This window comes from Pseudonocardia sp. OZ21, from assembly GCF_059359135.1.
In genome coordinates this window covers 89130-109715 of record NZ_JCADBN010000006.1, presented here as the reverse complement: position 1 = coordinate 109715, position 20586 = coordinate 89130, and the positions used below count along the sequence as shown (strand labels likewise).

The window sequence follows — 20586 nt, the reverse complement described above, 5'->3', positions numbered from 1 at the left end:
ATGGGGGGCGTCCAGAGAGGTGGCTGCGGCGTCAGCTGTCATCAACCGCCGCGTACAAGATCTGACCCGTGAGGGACCCGCGTCAGACGCGGCTCTGGATACCCGCACACAGCGTCTCGAGCAGCTCCGGTGGCGCGTCGAGGAACCGCTCGTGGCGGCCGTCGAACAGCTCGAAGGCGGTGTCGCCGCACTTCGACCAGCCGGCCATCCGGTCGGGTCGGACCTCGTCGTCGTCGGTCCAGCCGATGGCCGTGATCGGGCAGGTCACGCGCCGGGGTTCGGGCACGACGTAGCGCCGGTTCAACTCGACGTCGGCGCGCAACATCGCGAGGTAGACGGCCACCAGTTCGCGATGCGGCTCCTTGCCCTGGCCGCGGATCGTGGACTCCAGCTCCGCGGCGAGGTCGGCGTCGTCCATGTCCAGCATCCGTCCGGCCGGACCGTCCTGCGGGGCCACTTGCGACGACACGTACAGATGTGTCGGGGACGGCCCGCCCGCGGCCTCGAGCTGCACGGTCACGTCGTACGCGATCAGCCCCGACCAGCAGTGACCGAAGAAGGCGAACGGGACGTCCAGGTAGGGCCCGAGTCCGTCGATCATGGCGTGGGCCAGTTCACCGAAGGTGCCCGGCATCGGTTCGGTGAAGCGGGTCAGTCGTCCCGGCAGCTCGACCGGCAGGAACTCGACGCCGCGCAACCGGTCGGGCCATGTGCCGAACACCGCGGCGCCGTAGCCGGCGTGGGGGAGACAGAAGACCCGCCCGGCTGCTGCCGGAGATGGTTTCCGGGGAAGCCAGGCGCTCGCGTCGATGACGGTCATGGCAGTGCCTCCGACTCGGCGATGGTGGTCCGGGGCGCCATGTCGGCACGGGCCCGCCATTCGGGGTAGACGACACGGAGCAGGACCCCGGTCATGGCGGTCGTCACCAGAGCCATCACGACCATCAGCGAGTAGAGCCCGGTGTCGATCACGTGCAACTGGAGGCCGACGGTCAGAGCGATGAGCTCGGTGAGTCCCCGGGTATTGAGGAGAATCGCGAGTACGGCCGAGTGGCGCGTCTGCAACCCGCTGAGCCGCGCGCCCGCGAACGCGCCGACCCCCTTGCCGCCGATCGCGACGAGCAGGATCAGCCCCAGGTCGAGGAGCGCGGTCCCGTCGACCTTCGACAGGTCGACGCTGGTTCCCGCGACCATGAAGAAGATCGGGAGCAGGAGCACCGAGCAGATCCGGCCGACCCGCCGCTCCGTCCACGCACGCAGCCGCACGCCATGGTCGCGGGGCATGGCCACGCCGAACAGGAAGGCGCCGAAGATCAGGTGCAGGCCCATCCACTGGGTCGCCTCCGCGGACAGCCACAGTCCGGCGGCCACGACGACCAGGACCCCGGCCCCACCGATCCGGGCGGAGACCGGACGCTGCGTCCACCCGGCCGTCTCCGCCCGGGCGGCCAGCCGGGCCAGGAGCGGCCGAACCACGAGCAGCAGAACCGCGGCATACGGCACGACCAGCAGCACCTGCCACAGACCGGCGGCCGCACCTGCCAGAGCGGTGACCACGGCGAGCAGCGACCAGGCCAGGATGTCGTCGATGGACGCGCAGGCCAGGGCCAGTGCGCCGATCGGAGTCGCGAGCAGGCCCCGGTCGGTCAGGATCCGGGCCAGTACCGGGAAGGCGGTGATCGCCATCGCGGTTCCCAGGAACAGGACGAATGCCGGTTGCTCGGCGCTGGGATGGTGGCCGAGCAGGTACAACGCCAGCGCCGTGCCCAGCGCGAACGGCAGGAGGATGGCGCAGAGCGCCACACCGGACGCGATGCGGCCTTGGCCGCGCAGCAGGTTCCGATCCAGTTCCACGCCGACGAGGAACATGAAGATGGCGACGCCGACGTCGGCGAGCATGGCCAGCCACGGCTGGACCTCGGCCGGGAACAGCGTGCGGGTGAGCGCACCGCCGAACAGGGTGGGCCCCAGCAGGATCCCGCCGAGAATCTCGCCGATCACGGCCGGCTGGCCCAGCCGTCGAGCCAGCAGTCCGAGTATCCGGGCCGCGCCCGCGACCACCACCAGATCCAGGAGGAGGACCGCGGCCGTGTGTGCGGTCACCTGGTCATCCTCGCCGGCTGTGGCGCTCGATCGTCGTGGATCCCGTCGCGAAGTACCGCCGTGCCGAGCACCTGGACCCGCTCGCCTGCGTCGCGCAACTCGAGCCGGCCACCGCGCTCGGACAACTGCACCGCGGTGAGCCGGTCCTTGCCCAGCCGCCGTCCCCAGTAGGGGATGAGCTTGCAGTGCGCAGTGACACATACCTGGTCCTCGTTCACGCCGAGGGCCGGGAAGAAGGTCCGGGAGACGAAGTCCACCCCGTCGTCGCCGCGCGCGGTCACGATGTGGCCGCGGAAGGGCTGTGCGGCCAGTGCCTCGAAGTCCGGGCGCAGGGACGCCACCGCCGTGGGCGACTCGACCTCGATCAGGACGTCGTCACCCGACACCGCGCAGGACACGGCATCCGTGCCGAGTGCGTCGAGCAGGCCGGGCGGCGGGGCGCAGTCGGTCAGCGCCGAGGTGGGCAGGTCGATGGCGATCAGGTCCTCGAGCCGCTCCGCGTGCAGCACGCCGTTGGCGGAGACGAACGTCAACCGGGTCGAGTCGCTGTCGACGAACAGGACCCGTGCACTGGCGATCGTCGCGTGCCCGCACAGGTTGATCTCCTTGTACGGGGTGAACCAGCGCACCCGGTACTCCCCGGCCCGGGCCGGCACCACGAAGGCCGTCGTCGGCAGCCCGATCCGATGTGCGGTCTGCTGCATCTCGGTGCCGGCGGGGAACTCCGAGGTCTGGACGACCGCGGCCGGGTTGCCCGCGCACTGCGTGTCGGCGAAGGTGTCAACGATGTGATGGCGCATTGCCGCGGTCCTCCTCCCGGGTGGCCAGGCTCCGGAACATCAGGTCGATGGCCGCGCCCATGCCCCAGACCTCCCGGTACGGGGGCCCTTCCGGCCCCGTGTCGATGTCCCGCTGGCGCGCGTAGGCGACCGTGGTCCACTCCGGTGTGGAGGGATACCGGTGGTGGTAGTCGTGGTTCGGCAGGTCCCCGACCACGACCAGCAGCCGCGAGGGCACGTGGTAGCAGAGGGTGGTCGCGGCCCACCGCAGACCCGCCAGCGGCCCGTCGCCGCGGGCGGGCACGGCCGACCCGCAGAACCGGGCGGAGGTGTTGGCCGCGGTGTAGAACCGATGGCCCAGGTCGGGATCGCGCGGCGCCAGCCACTCGTGTTCGCCCATCCGATCCAGCAGCGCGCTGAGCTGGGCGAACAGGATCACCGGCACGACGAACGCCAGCAGCAGTACCAGCCCGCCGTTCGGCAGCCAGAACGGCAGCGACAGCCACCACCCGATCCACGCGGCGAACATGAGGAGCCGGACCGGTCCACCCTTGAGGTTGCTGACGAACCGGCCGGCGAAGCCGTTCCAGTAGAAGACCGGCGACAGGAACACCACCCACGCCCGCCGCCACAGAGTGGTCCTGCTCAGTCCCGGCCGGAAGCCGAGGGCTTCCAGGGACTGGAATGGTGGGTCGGCCTCGGTGGCGAAGATCTCGCGCCGGTGATGGTTGTCGAAATGCTCTTCCTTGAAGTCCCGGAAGGTGTGGAACACCGAGAGCACCGTGACGACCTCACCCCAGAACGCGTCCCAGCGCTTGCTGCCCGAGAACCGCCGGTGCAGCGCCTGGTGCGCGATGACCAGAACCATGAGCCGCTCTCCGTGCACCGTGAGCAGCCAGCCCACCAGCAGCACGACGTACCACCACGGGAACATCAGTGCCACGGCGAGCGTGGATACGGTCAGCCCGGTGAGGAATACGGTGAGTGTCATGGCCAGGTAGGTGGCCCAGGTATGCCGGATCAGTGGTTTCTGCCCCGGCAGTGCCCGGCCGGTCTGCCACGTCCAGAAGTGCTGTGTCCAACCGGGAAAACGCAGGTAGCTGGCCCGTACATCGTCCATGACACACCTCGATCAGATCGGATCAGACGCCGACGCCGGTCTCTGTGGCGAGCCGGTCGAAGAACGCCGTCCAGAGCCCCCACATCTCGTCGGCCGTGCGCAGAACGGTGTCCTCCTGCTCGGCACTCATGCCGGTCAGCAGCGCGTGGTTGGCCTGATCGACGTGATCGGGTTCCTGCTGCACGTGGATCGTGACCCACGCGTTGTCGGTGACGCCGGTGGTGCGCTCGACGGCCTTGCCGATGCTGGACACCATGAGCAGGTCGGTGTTCTCGGTGGCGAAGATGAACCCGAGCGCACTCTCCGGCGCCTCCGAGGCCCGGCGATATCCCTCCACCAATGCGGCGGTCTCCGGGTACGGCGCGGTCCCGGTGACCCGGTCGGCGTCGAATCCGCACTTGCGCATCGAGTCGACGTAGATCACCTCGTGCGCCCTGGCCGCCTTGCCACCGCCCGCCTCCTGGTTCAGGATCTTGGTGATCGCGCTCTTGGCGGCGATGTCCGGAAGCACGGATACGCAACGGGCGAGGAACGTCGGGAAGTAGTGCAGCGGGTGCCACCATTGCTCGATGAGAACGGCGGCCTGCTCCTGGCTGAGTTCGGCGCTGTCGACGCCCGCGAAGAACGGGTGTTCGCGGAAGCGCTGGTACACCGGGCTGGCGTCGAGCCGGTCACCCACCGTCAGTGTCGTGGTCATTCTGTTCCTACTCCTTGATGTCGGATCGATCGAGGGTGAAGTAGCTCAGCAGTTCGAGGGCGTGTGACAACACGGCCGGGTCCTTGCTGGCGCGGGCGAGCTCGGTGATGGTGTTCCAGGCGAAGTCCTCGCCGCCGTCCCAGCGAAAGTGCGTCTTGATGACGATGCTGAAGATCTCTCCGAAGTTGTCCATCGTCAGCAGGTCCGCCAATCGCAGCAGTTCTGCGCGATGGGAGTCGGGCAGCGGTGGCCGCGCCACCCGGGACCGGGCCGGGATCCGGTCGTCGGTCTCGGCCTGCGCCACGTTCACCAGCGGCCCGGCACCCGCCCGATCGGCGAAGTCGAGCATGAGATGGATGCGCGGAGTACGGGTCAGCGACACCACCGAATGGATCTGCGCCGCATCGAAGAACCAGACCTCGCCCGTCCGCATCCGGTACACGACGTTGTCCGCGCTGAAGAAACAGCTGTCGTGCGTGACGAGCGGAATGTGCATCCGGTGGGCCGGCTTCGCGTCCTCGGGCACGTCGTCCAGCTCGAGGTAGTCGCGATGCGGCATGATCACGCTGTCGGTGACCTCGACCAGCCGGACGAACTGCAGCCGGTCCAGATCGGCCAGGTCCGAGATGAGCTCCTGGAGATAGGGGAGCTGAGTTCCGTACTCGGTGAAGGTCGGCCGCTGGTCGTAGGTGTATTCGGTGACCAGGCCGCTCCCGATGTCCCCGCCGGCCGCCCACAGGATGGCGTTCTTCCACGGGCCGCCGATGAGGTAGTTGCTGTAGGCCTCGGAGTAACGGAACGACTCCGCCTGCGCGAGGTCCTTCGCCAGTCGCTCCTCGTCGAGCGGAATGTTCGCAACATACTGGGTTTTCATTGGACTACGATTCCCTTTTCCACGGGAGTGAACGGCTCGCCCCAGGCGTTCTCGTGCGCCATCCGGTTGAGCCCGTACCTGTCCTCGCCCGCCACCAGGACACTGCCGTGGCGGTCGAGTTCGAAGTGGTGGCCGAACTCGTCGAACTCGGTCATCCCGCCGTAGACCCGGACATGGGTGGGCACCACGCGGATGGCGAAGCCCATCCGCTGGCGGCGGCTGACGTTGGGGGTGGAGCCGTGGATGCAGCGCGCGGTGAAGATAAAGAACTGACCGGGCCGCATCTCCAGGTAGCGAACGTCCTCCTGCTCCGGATCCCAGTTCTTGTCGATCTTGATGTCGTCGTAGTTGTAGCCGAAGAACGAGTTGTTCTTGGCGGCGTTGTTCCACTTCATGGGCGCGTGCTCGTCGTAGCGCCACTTCCGGTGACTACCGGGGATCACCTTCATGCAGGCGTTCTCCTTCGCCGCCTCGGTGAACGCCACCCAGCAGGTCAGCTCCGTCGGAACGCCGGGCGAATGCTCGGTCGCCTCGAGCATGCCCTGACTGGTCTCGCCGATCGCATAGGTTTCCACCTGATGCCAGCCGGTACCGGCGTCGCCCGGGTTCTTCGGGAAGAACTCGGTGCGCCAGCAGAGGATGTCCGGCCCGATGAGCTCCTGCATCCGCCGGACGATCTCCGGTTCGGTGATGAGCTTGCTCAGCCCGGGGATGTCCAGGTGCCGGTCGTAGTTCACCGGGTTGTCGAAGACCTTGCGTGCGCTGGCCTCCGGGTTGAGCAGCGCCTTGCGCTGTTCCTTCCACCACGCGGTCATCTCGTCGGGCTCGAACAGGGTGAACGGCCCGATGTACCCCTGTTCGGCGAATGTCTTTGCGTTGTCCTCAAGATCCATACCGTGTGCTCCCTTCCGCGCCGACCCGTTCCAGCGCAGCGTCGAGCCGCGCCGCCGCCTCGGCGACGTTTTCTCCCCTGATGAAAGTCGAGTGCTCGCCGGTGATCGGAATGACCGTCAGCGGGCCGGTGCACAGCCCGCGCATGACGGATGTCAACGTCGCGCGGAGTTCCGGCTCGGTGCCTGCGGCATCGAAGAGGTGGACCGGCCCGGAATACGGTTGGGGCTCGTACCGCATCGCCGCGTTCATGCAGGTCCGTGCGGTGTCCAGGACCTTGCGCAGATATGCGCTCGACGCTTTCGCCGTGATGGGCGCGCCCATCAACTGGAGCCAGGTCGGTCCGGACGTCAGTTCGACCAGGTCCTCGTCGGTCGTGGCCGGGTCGTCCAGCCGGGCCGCCACGGTGTCCAGCATGTGCAGGAACGGGGTCTCCGCCATCGGGAGGCCGGTGATCGGATCGACGACCGGGTTGGCATCGAACAGACCGAGGAACTGCACATCGGCCCCCGCGGCGCGCAGTTGCTGCGCCATCTCGTAGGCCAGGACACCACCGAACGACCAGCCGGCCAGCCAGTACGGTCCGTCCGGTTCGACGGTGCGCACCTGCTCGACGTGGGTCCGCGCGAGGTCGGTCAGCGTGCTGCCGAACTTCGGCGGGTCGCCCGTCCAGCCGACCCCGAGCAGCCGGGCGGGCGCGCTGGAGGCGTGGGCCAGCTCCCGATAGCCCAGCAACTCGCCGCCGAGCGGGTGCACGAAGTAGACGCCGCGGCCGGACGGGCCCGGGCGGAGCGTGATGACCTGCGACGACCGGTGCCGTGTCGGCGGTGCGGAGGCGGAGCCGAGCTCTTCGGCCAGCTCGTCGACCGTGGTGTAGTCCAGCAGCAGCGACAGCTCGACCGGACGGCCCAGGAGCTGCCCGAGCTCGGCCACCACCCAGGTGGCCAGCAGCGAGTCGCCGCCGACGTCGAAGAAGTCCTCGTCGCCGGCGAACTCGTCGTGGCCGAGTACCCGGGCCCAGATGTCGGTGATGGTGTCGGTGAGCGAGGCCGCGTCCGCGACCGGCGTGTCCCCCTGTCCGGCAGGCAGTTCCAGCTCGGCCAGGGCGCGCCGATCGACCTTGCCCGTCGTGGTCCGCGGCAGCGCCGCCACGGGGACGTACCGGGCCGGGATCATGTAGGCGGGGAGCAGGCCGCGCAGGTGTTCGGTGATGTCCCGGTGCGCCACCGGGCCATGGGTCTGCACGTATCCGATCAGCACCGAGACGCCGTCGGCGACCTCGCGGAGATCGATCGCGGCCGCGTCGATCCCGGGGTGGCGCAGCAGGGCTTGCTCCACCTCGCCCGGTTCCACGCGGAAACCGCGAACCTTGAGCTGTCCGTCGGCGCGACCGACGAACTCGTAGTGGCCGTCGGCGGCCACCCGGACCAGGTCGCCGGTGCGGTACAGCCGCTCACCGGCGTCGAACGGGCTGGCGATGAACCGTTCCGAGGTGTGGGCCGGGTCGCCCAGGTACCCCTGGGCCAGGCCGGTCCCGCCCACGTACAGCTCCCCGACGCTCCCGTCGGACAGGGCGCGCAACTGCTCGTCCAGCACCCGGCAGACCACTCCGTCCACCGGCGCGCCGATGCTCGGCATCTCCGGCCATCCGGTCGGGTCGGGGGGCAGGGTCAGGCTGGTGACCAGGTGCGCCTCGGTCGGGCCGTAGTGATTGTCCAGCCGGCAGTCGGGCAGGGCGGCGAACAGGTCGCGGATGGCCGGCGTGACGATCAGCCGCTCGCCTGCCGTCACGACGTGTCGCAGCGAGTCCGGGGCCACGCCCCGGCGACCGGCCTCGACGGCCAGTAGCTGCAGGGCGACATACGGCAGGAACAGCCGTTGCACCCGGTGGCGCACGATCGCATCCAGCAGCGCGGCGGGGTCGCGGCGCACGTGCTCCGACGCCACCACGAGGCAGCCGCCCCCGGCCAGGGTCGAGAGCACCTCCTGGAACGTCACGTCGAAGGAGGTCGCGGTGAACTGCAGTGTCCGCAGCCCGGTTTCACCGTCGGCGAGCTGCCAGGAGATCAGCCGGGACAGGCCGCGATGGGTCATCCCGACGCTCTTGGGTACGCCGGTGGATCCCGAGGTGTGCATCACGTACGCGAGCGCGTCCTGGTCCACCGGTGTCGCGGGGAAGGCTTCCGGCGGCCCGGCGGGATCGACGACGGTGACTCCGGCCGGCAGCCGTTCCGCGCCTGCGCGGTCGGCGATCGCCACCCGGCAGCCGAGGCGCTGCACCATCGTCGCCGTGCGCGCGTCGGGGGCGGTGATGTCCAGCGGGCAGTAGGCGCCACCGGCGGTGAGCACCGCCAGCATGGCGACCACCGTGTCGGCCGAGCGCTCGAGAAGCACCGCCACGGGGTCCTGCGGCCCGGTACCGGCGGCGCGTAGCCGTCCCGCCAACGCGTCGACCCGGTCGATCAGCGCGGCGTAGGTCAGCGACTCGCGCTCGTCGACCAACGCCTCGAGGTGCCCGGCGGCTCGGGCCCGCGCACGGATCAGATCGACGGGGAACGAGGTTTCCGGGCTGTCGGTCACCGATCGTGTCACGGTTTCCATGCATCGCCTTCCGATCGGACCCGCTACGGCACATCTGCCAATTGCTCGCCCGACGTTAAATTCCCGGGATTCTGAAACGGCAGTCACGTGATCAGGTGACGTCGCCCTGCGTCGCAGGTCGCCCAGGTGCTGTCCACTGAATGCGGGACAGGAAATTTCGAAGCCGGCAGAGGAATCTGGCAGCGTCGCTTTGTCCGTCGAGGACCAGGAAGCCCGGCCCCTTGGAGCGTTCATGACATCCGACTCCACCACGGCGACAGCATCGCCATCCGTATCGCCATCCGTGCCGACCGGCCCGCGTCTCGAGGGGAATGGCGATGGGAGCGCGACGGCTCCTCCGGAATGTGCCGGTCCGGTCTCGATCCCGGCGGACCTGCCGGGCCGGTTGCACCGCCTGGCCGTCGCCGCACGGACGGAGGACTTCGTAGCGCTGTCGATCGGCGCAACGGTGCTGGCGCAGCGGCTGTCCCGGCTCGGTGCCACCCGCCGGGTCCGGGTGGTCCGGGGACACCGGGAGGCCACCACTCCGGTGCCTGCCGACCTGGACGGCAGCTTCCGTGCGGCGTTGCGCGAGGCCGGTGAACCGCGGAACGCGCCGGCTCCGGCGGAGAGCAGTGACGAGCGCGTCGACGTCACGATCGTGGTCTCGCAGGACGGTACGCGGCTGTACGCGGAGAGCATGGTCAACTCGGCCGACGCCCCGTCCGCCTTGTGCTGGGCGCGGACGTTCGTGCAACTGCTCACCGGCTTGGCGCGTGATCCCGACGCACCGATGGCCACGCACCCGCTGATCGATGCGGTCGAGCGTGAGCGGATCCTGCACGGTCTGAACCCGTATCAGCGGCCCGAGATCCGGCACCGCACGATGGCCGAGCCGTTCGAGGAGCAGGTGGAACGCACCCCCGACGCCGTCGCGCTGCTGGACGAGTCCGGCACCGCTGTCGGCTACCGGGAACTGAACGTGCGCGCGAACCGGCTGGCGCACTTCCTGATCCGCCAGGGCGCGGGGCCCGGCACCCGCGTCGGCATCTGCCTGCGGCCCGGCATCCCGCAGATCGTCGCCATCTATGCGGCGGTGAAAACCGGCGCCACGTACGTGCCGCTGGACACCGAACTGCCCGATGCCCGCCTGGCCTACATACTCGACGACACCGCGCCGACGCACATTCTGACCGATGCCGCCTGCCGGGACCGGGTTCCCGACGGCGCCTGGCACCTCGTCGATGTCGAGCGCGAGCCCGACGATTGCGCCACCACCAACCCGATCGTCGCCGCCTCACCGACAGGGCTGCTTCACATTCTGTACACCTCCGGTACCACCGGCCGTCCGAAAGGTGTCGCATACCCCACCGTGGGCGCGCTCGCCAATCTGGCCTGGATGCAGGGCAAATACCCGTTCGAGCCCGACGACTGCGCGCTGTTCAAGACCTCGGCCGCATTCGACGTTTCCATCTGGGAGATCTTCTGGCCGCTCTACCACGGCGCGTGCCTGGTGATCTGCCGGGACGGCGGGCACCGGGACCCGCGTCATCTCGCGCGGCTGGTCGAGACCTACCCGATATCGATCCTCTTCCTGCCGCCGACCGTGATGAGCCCGTTCCTGGAACAGGTCTCGGGCGAGCGGGCCCGTCTGCGCTGGACACTGTGCGGCGGTGAGCCGGTTACCCCGCGGATCCGCGACACCTTCTACGCCACCCTGCCCGACACCACGCTGCTCAACTGCTACGGGCCGACCGAGGCGAACAGCGTCACCGACATGCCGCTGCCGGACGAGCCGGGAACCCCGGTGCCGCTCGGCCGCCCGGCCGCCAACTTCCGGGTCACGATCCTGGACGAAGACCTCGAACTGGTGCCGGTCGGCATGCCCGGCGAGGCGTACATCGGCGGCGAGATCGGTGTGGCGCAGGCGTACTGGCGAGCACCGGGCCGGACCGCGGAGCGGTTCGTCCCCGATCCGTACGGGCCGCCTGGATCCCGCATGTACCGCACCGGTGATCTGTGCCGCTACCGGATGGACGGCGTACTGGAACACCTCGGCCGGATCGACCGGCAGATCAAGATCCGGGGACTGCGCATCGAGCCAGGGGAGATCGAGTCGGTGCTGGCCAGCCACCCGGCGGTCGCCGACTGCGCAGTCATCGCGCACGACACCCCGGTCCGGCTGCTCGCCTTCGTGGTTCCCGCTGCCGGGACCGCCGTCGACGACCTCGACGTCGGTGCGATCGAGCAGTTCGCGGCCCGGTTCCTGCCCGACCACATGCGGCCCGAGCAGATCGTGCCGATGCCCCGCATCCTGACGGACGTCAACGGCAAGATCGACAATCGGGCACTGGTCGCGGCGTGGCGGGACCGCGCCGACCGCGAACACGGGTTCGTTCCGCCTGCGGACGACCTGGAGGCGGCCGTGGTCGAGATCTATCGCCGGGTCCTGGCGACCGGGTCGGTCAGCGTCCTGGACACCTTCACCCAACTCGGCGGCAACTCCATGCTGGCGTTCATCCTGTTCGACGAATGCCGGCAGACGCTCGGTGCCCAGCCGGGGCCCGTGGAACTGCTCACCGGCACCGTCCGGGAGGTCGCGGAGGCGATCCGGAATGCGCAGTTCTCCGGCGCGTCAGCGAGCGGTTCGCCGGACGTGGCCGGGAGCTGAATCGCTCGACGAGCAGGTACTGCTGCTACCCGCCGTGACCCACCAGCGCGTACGCCCGGATGGGAAAGGTCCCCATCCCGGCGACGGCGATCGGCGCGCCATGGAACCGGAAGTGCCGGTCCGGCAGGCGGTCGAGTGCCGTCAGGTGCTCGATGATGGGGATCCCGGCCGCCAGCAGTCCGGTGTGCGCCGGCCGGGACAGGTCGGCCATGTCATCGATGTTCACCGAGTCGATGCCGACCACGGCGGGCCGGAGCGCGGCAAGGAACTCCGTGGCTTCTGCCGTGAGATACGGATGGCTCGGATCGGCGTACTTCGCGGTGCCCCAGTGCCGGTCCCAGCCGGTGTGCACGAGAACGGCCCGACCGGCGACCACATCTCGGTACGGGGACAGGTCCGCCGGGCCGATGGCCCGGCCTCCGGCCCGGATCACGACTCCGTCGAGATCCACCAGGCCCGACAACGGAACTCCGGCCAGGTCGGCGCCGTCGCCGAAGCGATGAAACGGTGTGTCCAGATAGGTCCCGGTGTTCGCGACCAGCGAGATGCGTCCGATCTGGAACTCGGTGCCGGGGGCGTACCGGCCACGGGAGTCGGCGCGCGACAGGTGATCGGTGATCTCCGGACCCGGCAGGCCCGGATAGGTGGTCATCCCGTCTTCGACGATGTGACTGAGATCGACGACTCCGGTCTCACTGCCCATTGCGACCGCTTCGGACCGCATCCGTGATCGTCGTGTGGGTCAGCCAGGGGCCGTAGGAGTAGTCGCTCATCCACTGATCGAACTTCTCGCGGAAACGCGAGTAGTAGAGCCCGTGCTCGGACCGGAGCCGCAGCACCTGCATCGTGCCCCGCGCCAGGCGCAGCCGGACCGTGCCCGTCAAGGGTTCGTCCAACTTCTCCAGGCACTGCGCCAAGCTCTGCGCCAGATGTCCGTACCAGCCACCGTGCACGACCAGGTTCGTCCATTCCTGGGCGAGCGTCGCGCGGATCGAGTGCTCCCGCATGCCGAACACCGCGTTGGCCAGCGCGCGGTGCGCCGTCGTGATCACCGCGGCCGCGGGCGCCTCGCGCACCTCGTGGTTCTTCACGCCGAACGGGAGGTCCTCCAGACCGGAGAAGCGACCGATGCCGTGCAGCCCGCCGAGTGTGTTCAGCGTCGACACCAGATCGCCCAGCGCCATCGGTTGACCGTCCATCTCGGATGGCAGGCCGCGGTGGAAGGCGATGTCGATCTCGACGCCGTCGTCGGGGCAGTCCTTGATGTCGCGCGTCAAGGTGAAGACGGTCTCGTCGAGGGTGTTCTCCGGGTTCTCCAGGGGGCCGGACTCGATGACACGGGCCCACGGGTTCGCGTCGACGCTGTAGATCCCCGTCTCGAAGGAGATGCCGGCCTCGCTCAGCAACTCCACCTTGATGTCGCGGGGAACCTGGGACCCGAGGAACGGCGCGGCGATGACGACATCCCGGTCGAGAGCGGCGATCGACCCGCTGAGCCGCAGCGAACTGTTCTGCGTGTAGGTGGCCGTGTGCGCCACGGTGTCGCAGCCGAGCCGGCGGGCGGCGTCCACCGCGACCTTGGCCATGAGCGGTCGGGTCAGGGTCGAGCCCACCGGAAACTGACCCTGGTAATAGGCATCCGCATGGATTGCCGCGGGCAGGAAGTCGGCGAAGAACTCACGGGAGGCGTCGACGGCGTGCAGGCTCACCCCGAACTTGGCGGCACGCCACTTCGCGACGTCGGAGTCCACCTCACCGGCATCGCCGAAGCGGACCTGCAGTGCCGTCACCTCGATACTCCGGCGCGCCAGCCAGTGCAGCAGGTAGGTGCCGTCCACGCCCCCTGAGTAGAGCAGCAGCACGTGCCGCGGGGCGCAGCTTTCCAACTCGTCCAGCGAACTGACGAAAGGAAGCATCGGTCCTCCTGTCGGAAGTGGTTTCCACATGTGTGCCGTCATCGGCCGAGATCCCTGCTCAGGCGCCGCACGGAGAACAAGAGCCCGGCCACGACCATGAGGAGGAGGTAGCCGATGGGCACGACCAGGGCGATCCCGTGGTCGCCGATCGTCAGCGCGCGAAGAAGTGCGATCGACTGGTACAGCGGACTGAGCTGGACTATCACCTGCAGCCACGACGGGTACTGCTGGATCGGAAAGAACGTGCCCGAGAACAGGAACAGCACGGTTTGTGCCACGGTGATGATGTCGAAGTCCTGCCACCCTCGCAGCAGGGTGCTGAGGCCGATGCCCACGGCGGCGAAGGCCGCGATGACCAGGATCGTCGCCACGAACGCGACGAGGGCGTTGGCGATGCCGACGACGCCGGCCACCACCATGACCGCGACGAAGATGGCGCTGAGCATCGTGACCCGGATGATCTCCCAGAGCCAGTCCGCGACGACGACCTCGGCCGGGCTGACCGCGGCGGTCGAGATCATCGTGAACATGCCGAGATGCCGGTGCCGGGTGTAGAAACTGAAGATCGATGCCGAGATCGCGCCGGACATGCAGGACACCGCGAGCATGGCGGGGGCCACGAACTGGATGTAGCTCAGCTGATGGCTGTCGACCGGGATCGTGCTGTCGATGAGGCTGCCCACGCCGAGGCCCATGGCCAGCAGGTAGAGAACCGGTTCGGTGACTGCGGTCAGCCAGATGACGCCCAGGAGCGTCAGCGCTTCCCGGGTGCGGAAGCTGTAGGTGAAGAAGTACTCCAGTACGGCGAGCACGCGCGCCGCCGAGACGGGGGACGCGGCCGGTGTCGGAGTCGAGACGTCGGTGGTGACCATGGCTCCAGAATCAATCCGTGAGGCGCCGTCGATAGCTGAGGTTCGCCAGGAACCAGCTGGCGACTATCCACACCAGGAGGTAGGTGAAGTGCAGTGCGCTCGTCGTCAGTGAGGCTGTTCCGAAGGTGAAGTCCCGCATGAGATCGACAGCGTGGGTCAGCGGTGAGAGATACGACAGCGGCTGGATCCATGCGGGGAGTTGGCTGATGGGGAACAGCACGCCGGAGAACAACGTGGCGGGCAGGATGATGAACCGGGCCAGCACCAGGAACCAGTCCTGGTCATTGATCGCGGCGGAGAAGGCCGTTGTCGGTGTCGCGATGGCGAGGGAGACGACACCACAGACGATCGGCGCGGAGATGGCCAGGCCCGGGGAAAGCGCACCGGCCAGCCATGTGACGAGCAGGAAGGCGCCGACCGCCAACTCGGTCGCGATCAGGACATAGATCAGCCATCCCCGGATCATGTCCTGAATGCGCACCGGCGTCGAGCGCATGGCCTTGATTCCGCCCACCCACTCGAACTCGCTCAACACGCCGTAGGTGGACTCGTTCGCGCCGGTCTGGAAGGCCGTGGATGCGATCAGGCCCGGCGCTATCCATTGCAGATAGTCGTGCCCGTCGATCTCATGGATGTAGCCACCGACGCCCAGCCCGATACTGGTGAGGAACAGCACCGGGAGGATGAACAGGGAGAACGCGGACGCCCGCCACAGCCGTTGGTAGAGCAGTACGTGGCGTTCGAGGACCGTGATCGTTGGATTCGCCATGGTTACTCCGCCAGGGTCCGTCCGGTGAGGCGCAGGAACACGTCCTCCAAGGTGCTTCGGCGAATCGTCAGACGCTCCGGCGACAGGCCACGGCGGTGCACCTCTTTCGCCGCTTCCTCACCGTTCGCCACATAGAGCACGATGCGGTCGGCCAATACATCGAACTGCTCGGTGATCCCACTCAGTGGAGCGGCGGTCTCCTCGGTCGGAGTATCGGAGAACCACAGTTCGACGATCTCCTGGCTGACGTTCTCCTTGATGAGCGTCTGCGGGGTGCCCTCGGCCACGATGTGACCGTGATCCATGATGACGATCCGGTCGCAGAGCTGTTCCGCTTCCTCCATGTAATGTGTGGTCACGACCAATGTCGTGCGCCTCTGCTTCAGTTCGAGCAGGCGCTGCCACACCACATGCCGCATCTGGGGGTCCAGGCCCGTTGTCGGTTCGTCCAGGAACACCATTTCGGGGGAGTTGACGAGGGCCCGGGCGATCGCCAGCCGTCGTTGCATGCCGCCCGACAGTTCGCCTGCCTTGCTCACCGCCTTCTGCTCCAGCTGGGCGAACTCCAGCATCTCCGCCGCGCGCCGCCGGCACTCGGCCCTGGAGAATCCGAAGTACCGGGCGTAGGTGGTCAGGTTCTCGACCACCTTGATGTCCAGGTCCAGATTGTTCTCCTGGTGCACGATGCCCAGCCTGGCGCGGATCCTGGCCGCCTCCCGGCGGGGGTCCGTCCCGAGCACGGTGAGCGCTCCGCTGGTCGGCTGCGAGATGCAACTCAGCATCCGCATCGTGGAGGACTTCCCGGCCCCGTTCGGCCCGAGGAGCCCGAAGCACTCGCCCGAATACACGTCGATATTGATCGCGTCGACGGCGGTGAACTCCCCGAAACATTTGGTCAGGTTCCGACCGAGGACGGCCATGTCGTCGAGCGGTGGCCCGAACTCCGTATCCAAGTCACGTCCTCCTTAGCGGTCATGCGGAATCGTCCTCAGGGAGCGCCTAATGCGGAGGATAGGGGCGAGCCGGTCTGTGGGAAAGTCACGGTAACGGAAAGTCCGAACGAATGGCCATGCCCGAGTGCTCAGTTACTCGGGCGGCGGCGTGTCTGGCAGGATTTCATGGCATGTCGGACTCGGTCGATCTCATTGTCCCCAACGTTTCGGAGTTCAACGTTCGGAATTTCTCGACTCGCCCGCGGAAGGAGGTGGAGCGCAGCTTCGTCGCCAACGGGGACATGTTGTCGGACCAGGCGGTCTTCTGGAGCGTCGCACCCCGGGTCCTGATCCTCCCCGGCGGTTTCGATGAGGACTGGTTCGCCGACGTTCACCGGGTACTGGGCGTGGAGCGACCGCCGGTCATCAGCCCGATGCCCCGCACGGGTCGGCTGATAGCGGATCTGCTGGCCGATGACGCCGCATCGGCGCGGTTACGCGCCGTCCTCGGCGAACGTCGAACGCGGATCATGTGTTTCGGCGTCACCCCGGGCGTGTATCAACTGCTGGCTGCGGTGGAGGCCTGGGGCGTCGATGTGGAACTCGAGGGCCCCCCGAAGCAGGACTACTGGTCGAGTCTGTACCTGGACAACAAGCTGAGCTGTCTCGATCTGGCCGGTCGGGTGGCCGGCTTCCGGGTGCCGCCCGGCATCACGGTGACCACGCCGGAGGAACTCGAGGGCGCGTTGCGTGCCGTGCTCGCCCGCGGTGACCGCGCGATCGTGAAGAGCATGCACGGCATCAGCGGTGACGGGTCGATCGTCGTGCATCGCGACGAGGTCGACGCCTTCTGGGGCAACATCTACCACGACCACTTCCTCCATACGTTCCCCCTGTTCGTTCAGCCCTACATCGGGCACGCGGAGGACGCCGGCTGCCCCGCCGTCGACGTCCGGGTCGGCGACGGCGGGGTCGAGACGGTCGTGTCGAGCACGATGACCGTCGACGTGAAGCGTTATCTGTCGGTCTCCGTCGGAGAGCGTTTCGTGCCGCCCGACATCACGGATCGGCTGCGCGCTCTCGGGAACGCCGTCGGCTCGGCGGCTCACGCTCTCGGCTTCCGAGGCTGGTTGTGTGCGGATTGCATCGTCGACCGGAATCGCGAACTGTACGTCACCGAGATCAACGCCCGGCGCAGCGGCGCCATGCATCCCATCGCGCTGCTGGCGCATTTCGGTGGCGAGTCGCGAGGCCTGGTGGCCCACTCCCATGACAGCATTCCCGTGCGTGCGGAGGGCGGCCCCGTTTCTTATGGCGCACACATCCGCCCGCTCTTCGAGGAACTGTGGTCGCAAGAAATCACGGCTCTGCCCACCGCGGTACGCGGGCTGAGCCGGTCGGCTCCGATCTTCGCCGCGACCACGGTGACCGACAGTCCGGAGACGGCTCGGGCCGTCATCACGGATATCGAAGCAAGTGCGTGCGGTGAACGAATGCTCCGATAAGGACGAGCAGTCCGTCGCGGATCCAGGGACTGTGCCGACACCCCGGCGGGTGGGCGCGAATCGCCGGGCTCTCGGTTGACACCCGGCGCCCAATTTCGTAGAACGGCGAGGTGACCGAGACCGCGTCGACGTTCTACACACCCCAGAGCCGTTTCACCGATCCGGGGGCGATGGCGTGGTGGCTCGACGGTGTCCGGTCCGATTTGCCCGGTATCCATGCGGCAGCCGCCCGGCTGGTGTTCCACTACACGGCCCAGGGCGATATCACCCAACATGGTTTCGCCGCGGGGCGCATCGCCGAGATCGATGAGCGATATGCGGATGTCCTGCTCACCAGGCTTCACGAATTGGACCCGGCGCCGCTGGGAAGTGACCGCGAGCCGACCGACCGCGTGGTGGGCTGCTGCCGTGATTCCACCCTGCTGCTGGTCGCGCTGGCCCGGCACCACGGCATACCGGCCCGGGCCCGGGTGGGGTTCTCGATGTACCTCGAGCCGGAGTGGGCGATGGATCATGTGGTCGGCGAGGTGTGGGATCGCGACGAGGCCCGCTGGCGCCTGGTCGACGCCCAGTTTGCGGAGCGCGGTGCGGTCGATGTGCTGGACGTGCCGAGGGAGCTGTTCCTGACCGGACCGGAGGCATGGGCACAGTGCCGCGCCGGCCTGCTGGATCCGGACCGCTTCGTGGTGTCGCCGAACCGGAAGGAGCGGTTCCTGCGGGGCTGGCCACAGCTGACGCACAACCTCGTGCAGGACCTCGCGGCGTTGAACAAGCACGAGATGATCCTCTGGGACGTGTGGGGTCTGCTCGACGACGAAGCCGTCGACGCCGAGGAACTCGCCCCGAAACTCGATGCGCTGGCCGACGTGCTGCAAGAACCGGACCTGACGCTGAAGCGGATCGCCGGCCTGTTCGACGATGCCGACTGGCGAGTGCCGGGGACGGTGATGAGCTCTTCTCCGGCAGGGCTCGGGCCGGCTCCTGTCACCCTGCGCCCCGAGCGGCACGCCATCAGGTCGTAGCCGGTCGGGCGCCGCGTCGCATGTTTCGGCGACTCCATCCCGAGGGGCGCCGCTCCTACCATTCAGGCTGCAGGCGGAGGGCTCGGCCGGAGGTGGCGATGGTCGGCAGCGACGTGCTCGTCGGGGGGCGCCGTGAGGTCTGTGCCGCGGCGACCGGTCCGTTTCGACGCACGCCTGACGTCACCGTTGTCCGATCCCGTTGAGGAGCCGCTCATGAACCCGTTCGACGACCCCGACGGCACGTTCCTGGTGCTCGCCAACCACGAGGACCAGCACTCGCTCTGGCCCGCCCGCATCGCCGTGCCCGGCGGCTGGCGCGTGGTGCACGGCGAGGCCGACCGCCGGTCCTGCCTCGACCACGTCGAGGAGCACTGGACAGACCTGCGTCCGCTCAGCGCGCGGTGACGGCGACGACATGACCCCCGGACTCCGGCGCTGACGCCGCGCCGGATCCGGCGCCCCGCCGCCGTCCCGCCGGTCGGCGGGCTTCCCGGCGATCCCTGACGCCGAGCCGGCCGACGTGCTCGAGCGCTCCGGGGCGCCCGGCGGGAATCTTCGGCCACGTAGTGGCGTTGTACTGGCCGCTACGGGGGGATCTCCAGCGCCGCGCGGTTGCGGCGAGCGGGGGTTTCCCAGCGGCGAGCGGCGCGTCCTCTTGCGGGGCGCGTCACGTTGCGGCACCCTGCTCCTACCGGCAGGGCGCCGACGAGGACCCGTTTTGACCCCCTTCCTGTGGGGCGGGTACTCTGTTGTCTTGCGCTCGACCACGGTCGGGCCGATCTGCGTGCCCTGTGGTCGCCGATCCCGCACTACGTGCGAGAACGGTCCGCGGGGCCCGTGGGCCCCCCGGCCCCTCGTGAGGTCCCCGATCTCATCGCTCGGTGCCCGGGCAGCAGTACGTCCGATCTTGGGACACGCCCGACCTCGGGGGAGGGCGGCCGGTGCGAATCGGCCTCTTCCCGCGAGTGGCACGAGACGCACCACCAGCACCGATAGAGCACACCGACGGGAAGAAGCAGACGGTTCATGCCCACGATCCAGCAGCTGGTCCGCAAGGGCCGTCAGGACAAGGTCGGCAAGACCAAGACCGCAGCGCTCAAGGGAAGCCCCCAGCGCCGCGGGGTGTGCACGCGCGTGTACACCACGACGCCCAAGAAGCCGAACTCCGCGCTGCGCAAGGTCGCGCGCGTGCGGCTCAGCAGCGAGATCGAGGTCACGGGATCGTGCTGGTGCGTGGTGGCCGGGTGAAGGACCTTCCCGGTGTTCGCTACAAGATCATCCGCGGTTCGCTGGACACCCAGGGTGTCCGTAACCGCAAGCAGTCCCGCAGCCGCTACGGCGCGAAGAAGGAGAAGAGCTGATGCCCCGTAAGGGTCCTGCTCCGAAGCGGCCGCTGGTCTCCGACCCGGTCTACAGCTCGCCGCTGGTCACCCAGCTGGTGAACAAGGTCCTCCAGGACGGCAAGCGCTCGCTGGCCGAGCGCATCGTCTACGCCGCGCTGGAGGGCACCCGGGAGAAGACCGGCACCGACCCGGTGGTCACGCTCAAGCGCGCGCTGGACAACGTGAAGCCGGCCCTCGAGGTGCGCAGCCGCCGTGTCGGTGGCGCCACCTACCAGGTGCCGATCGAGGTCCGCGCCGTCCGCCAGACCACGCTGGGCCTGCGCTGGCTGGTGTCCTACGCCGGGCAGCGGCGCGAGAAGACGATGGTCGACCGGCTGATGAACGAGCTGCTCGACGCAAGCAACGGACTGGGCGCCAGCGTGAAGCGGCGCGAGGACATGCACAAGATGGCGGAGTCGAACCGAGCCTTCGCCCACTACCGCTGGTGACGGGCCGATCGTCCGCGCCAACCT

General features: G+C 68.4%; 18 protein-coding genes and 1 pseudogene. 6 read left to right on the top strand and 13 right to left on the bottom strand.

From position 1 onward, the window contains the following. Positions 1-82 precede the first annotated feature (82 nt). The 8 genes from AC5L35_RS16420 to AC5L35_RS16385 are packed head-to-tail and all read right to left on the bottom strand — an operon-like array spanning position 83 to position 9152. Positions 83-820, bottom strand: a complete 738-nt coding sequence (locus tag AC5L35_RS16420) for a thioesterase II family protein (protein ID WP_495060499.1) — start codon at positions 818-820, stop codon at positions 83-85. Next, on the bottom strand, positions 817-2103 hold the full coding sequence (locus AC5L35_RS16415) for a cation:proton antiporter (RefSeq protein WP_495060498.1): 1287 nt from the start codon (positions 2101-2103) through the stop codon (positions 817-819). The genes AC5L35_RS16420 and AC5L35_RS16415 overlap by 4 nt, the downstream gene beginning before the upstream one ends. Then, positions 2100-2903: a PhzF family phenazine biosynthesis protein gene (locus AC5L35_RS16410; RefSeq protein WP_495060497.1), complete on the bottom strand. Its 804-nt coding sequence runs from the start codon at positions 2901-2903 to the stop codon at positions 2100-2102. The genes AC5L35_RS16415 and AC5L35_RS16410 overlap by 4 nt, the downstream gene beginning before the upstream one ends. Further along, positions 2884-4002 carry a fatty acid desaturase gene (locus AC5L35_RS16405; protein WP_495060496.1) on the bottom strand — a complete coding sequence of 373 codons (1119 nt, stop codon included), beginning with the start codon at positions 4000-4002 and terminating at the stop codon, positions 2884-2886. The genes AC5L35_RS16410 and AC5L35_RS16405 overlap by 20 nt, the downstream gene beginning before the upstream one ends. Positions 4003-4024: 22 nt before the next feature. After that, positions 4025-4699 (bottom strand): iron-containing redox enzyme family protein, encoded by a 675-nt coding sequence (locus tag AC5L35_RS16400; RefSeq protein ID WP_495060495.1) that lies wholly within the window; start codon positions 4697-4699, stop codon positions 4025-4027. Positions 4700-4706: 7 nt separating this feature from the next. Further along, the gene (locus AC5L35_RS16395; protein WP_495060494.1) at positions 4707-5573 is read right to left on the bottom strand and encodes an aspartyl/asparaginyl beta-hydroxylase domain-containing protein; all 867 of its coding nucleotides are present in this window, start codon (positions 5571-5573) and stop codon (positions 4707-4709) included. Beyond that, entirely contained in the window at positions 5570-6466 is an 897-nt protein-coding gene (locus AC5L35_RS16390; RefSeq protein ID WP_495060493.1) for a chlorinating enzyme, read from the bottom strand. Before AC5L35_RS16390 ends, AC5L35_RS16395 begins: the two co-directional genes overlap by 4 nt. After that, entirely contained in the window at positions 6456-9152 is a 2697-nt protein-coding gene (locus tag AC5L35_RS16385; RefSeq protein WP_495060492.1) for an amino acid adenylation domain-containing protein, read from the bottom strand. Before AC5L35_RS16385 ends, AC5L35_RS16390 begins: the two co-directional genes overlap by 11 nt. Before the next feature lie 298 nt (positions 9153-9450). Between AC5L35_RS16385 and AC5L35_RS16380 the strand changes: the two genes are divergently transcribed. Continuing rightward, on the top strand, positions 9451-11715 hold the full coding sequence (locus tag AC5L35_RS16380; protein WP_495060491.1) for a non-ribosomal peptide synthetase: 2265 nt from the start codon (positions 9451-9453) through the stop codon (positions 11713-11715). 25 nt (positions 11716-11740) lie between these two features. On the opposite strand, the gene AC5L35_RS16375 is transcribed toward AC5L35_RS16380, so the two are convergent. Genes AC5L35_RS16375 through AC5L35_RS16355 form a run of 5 tightly spaced genes read right to left on the bottom strand, consistent with a single transcriptional unit; the run spans position 11741 to position 16225 of the window. Beyond that, positions 11741-12418 carry a cyclase family protein gene (locus tag AC5L35_RS16375; RefSeq protein ID WP_495060490.1) on the bottom strand — a complete coding sequence of 226 codons (678 nt, stop codon included), beginning with the start codon at positions 12416-12418 and terminating at the stop codon, positions 11741-11743. After that, positions 12408-13631 (bottom strand): argininosuccinate synthase domain-containing protein, encoded by a 1224-nt coding sequence (locus AC5L35_RS16370; RefSeq protein ID WP_495060489.1) that lies wholly within the window; start codon positions 13629-13631, stop codon positions 12408-12410. The genes AC5L35_RS16375 and AC5L35_RS16370 overlap by 11 nt, the downstream gene beginning before the upstream one ends. Positions 13632-13669: 38 nt before the next feature. After that, entirely contained in the window at positions 13670-14503 is an 834-nt protein-coding gene (locus AC5L35_RS16365) for an ABC transporter permease (RefSeq protein WP_495060488.1), read from the bottom strand. A 10-nt stretch (positions 14504-14513) separates the two neighbouring features. Then, positions 14514-15272, bottom strand: coding sequence for an ABC transporter permease (locus tag AC5L35_RS16360; RefSeq protein WP_495060487.1), 759 nt, complete (start codon positions 15270-15272; stop codon positions 14514-14516). Between the two features lie 2 nt (positions 15273-15274). Beyond that, entirely contained in the window at positions 15275-16225 is a 951-nt protein-coding gene (locus AC5L35_RS16355) for an ABC transporter ATP-binding protein (protein WP_495060486.1), read from the bottom strand. Positions 16226-16395: 170 nt separating this feature from the next. Here AC5L35_RS16355 and AC5L35_RS16350 point away from each other — a divergent pair, with 170 nt between their 5' ends. From AC5L35_RS16350 to rpsG, 5 genes and pseudogenes are all read left to right on the top strand, one after another. Then, the gene (locus AC5L35_RS16350) at positions 16396-17709 is read left to right on the top strand and encodes a preATP grasp domain-containing protein (RefSeq protein WP_495060485.1); all 1314 of its coding nucleotides are present in this window, start codon (positions 16396-16398) and stop codon (positions 17707-17709) included. Between the two features lie 110 nt (positions 17710-17819). Then, on the top strand, positions 17820-18731 hold the full coding sequence (locus tag AC5L35_RS16345; RefSeq protein ID WP_495060484.1) for a transglutaminase-like domain-containing protein: 912 nt from the start codon (positions 17820-17822) through the stop codon (positions 18729-18731). A 213-nt stretch (positions 18732-18944) separates the two neighbouring features. Further along, positions 18945-19136, top strand: a complete 192-nt coding sequence (locus AC5L35_RS16340; RefSeq protein WP_495060483.1) for an MbtH family protein — start codon at positions 18945-18947, stop codon at positions 19134-19136. Positions 19137-19757: 621 nt separating this feature from the next. After that, a pseudogene (locus AC5L35_RS16335) lies at positions 19758-20092 on the top strand (30S ribosomal protein S12). After that, complete coding sequence (gene rpsG, locus AC5L35_RS16330; RefSeq protein ID WP_169394223.1) at positions 20092-20562, top strand: 30S ribosomal protein S7; 471 nt, start codon at positions 20092-20094, stop codon at positions 20560-20562. The pseudogene AC5L35_RS16335 and the gene rpsG overlap by 1 nt, the downstream one beginning before the upstream one ends. The last annotated feature ends 24 nt before the right edge of the window (positions 20563-20586 follow it).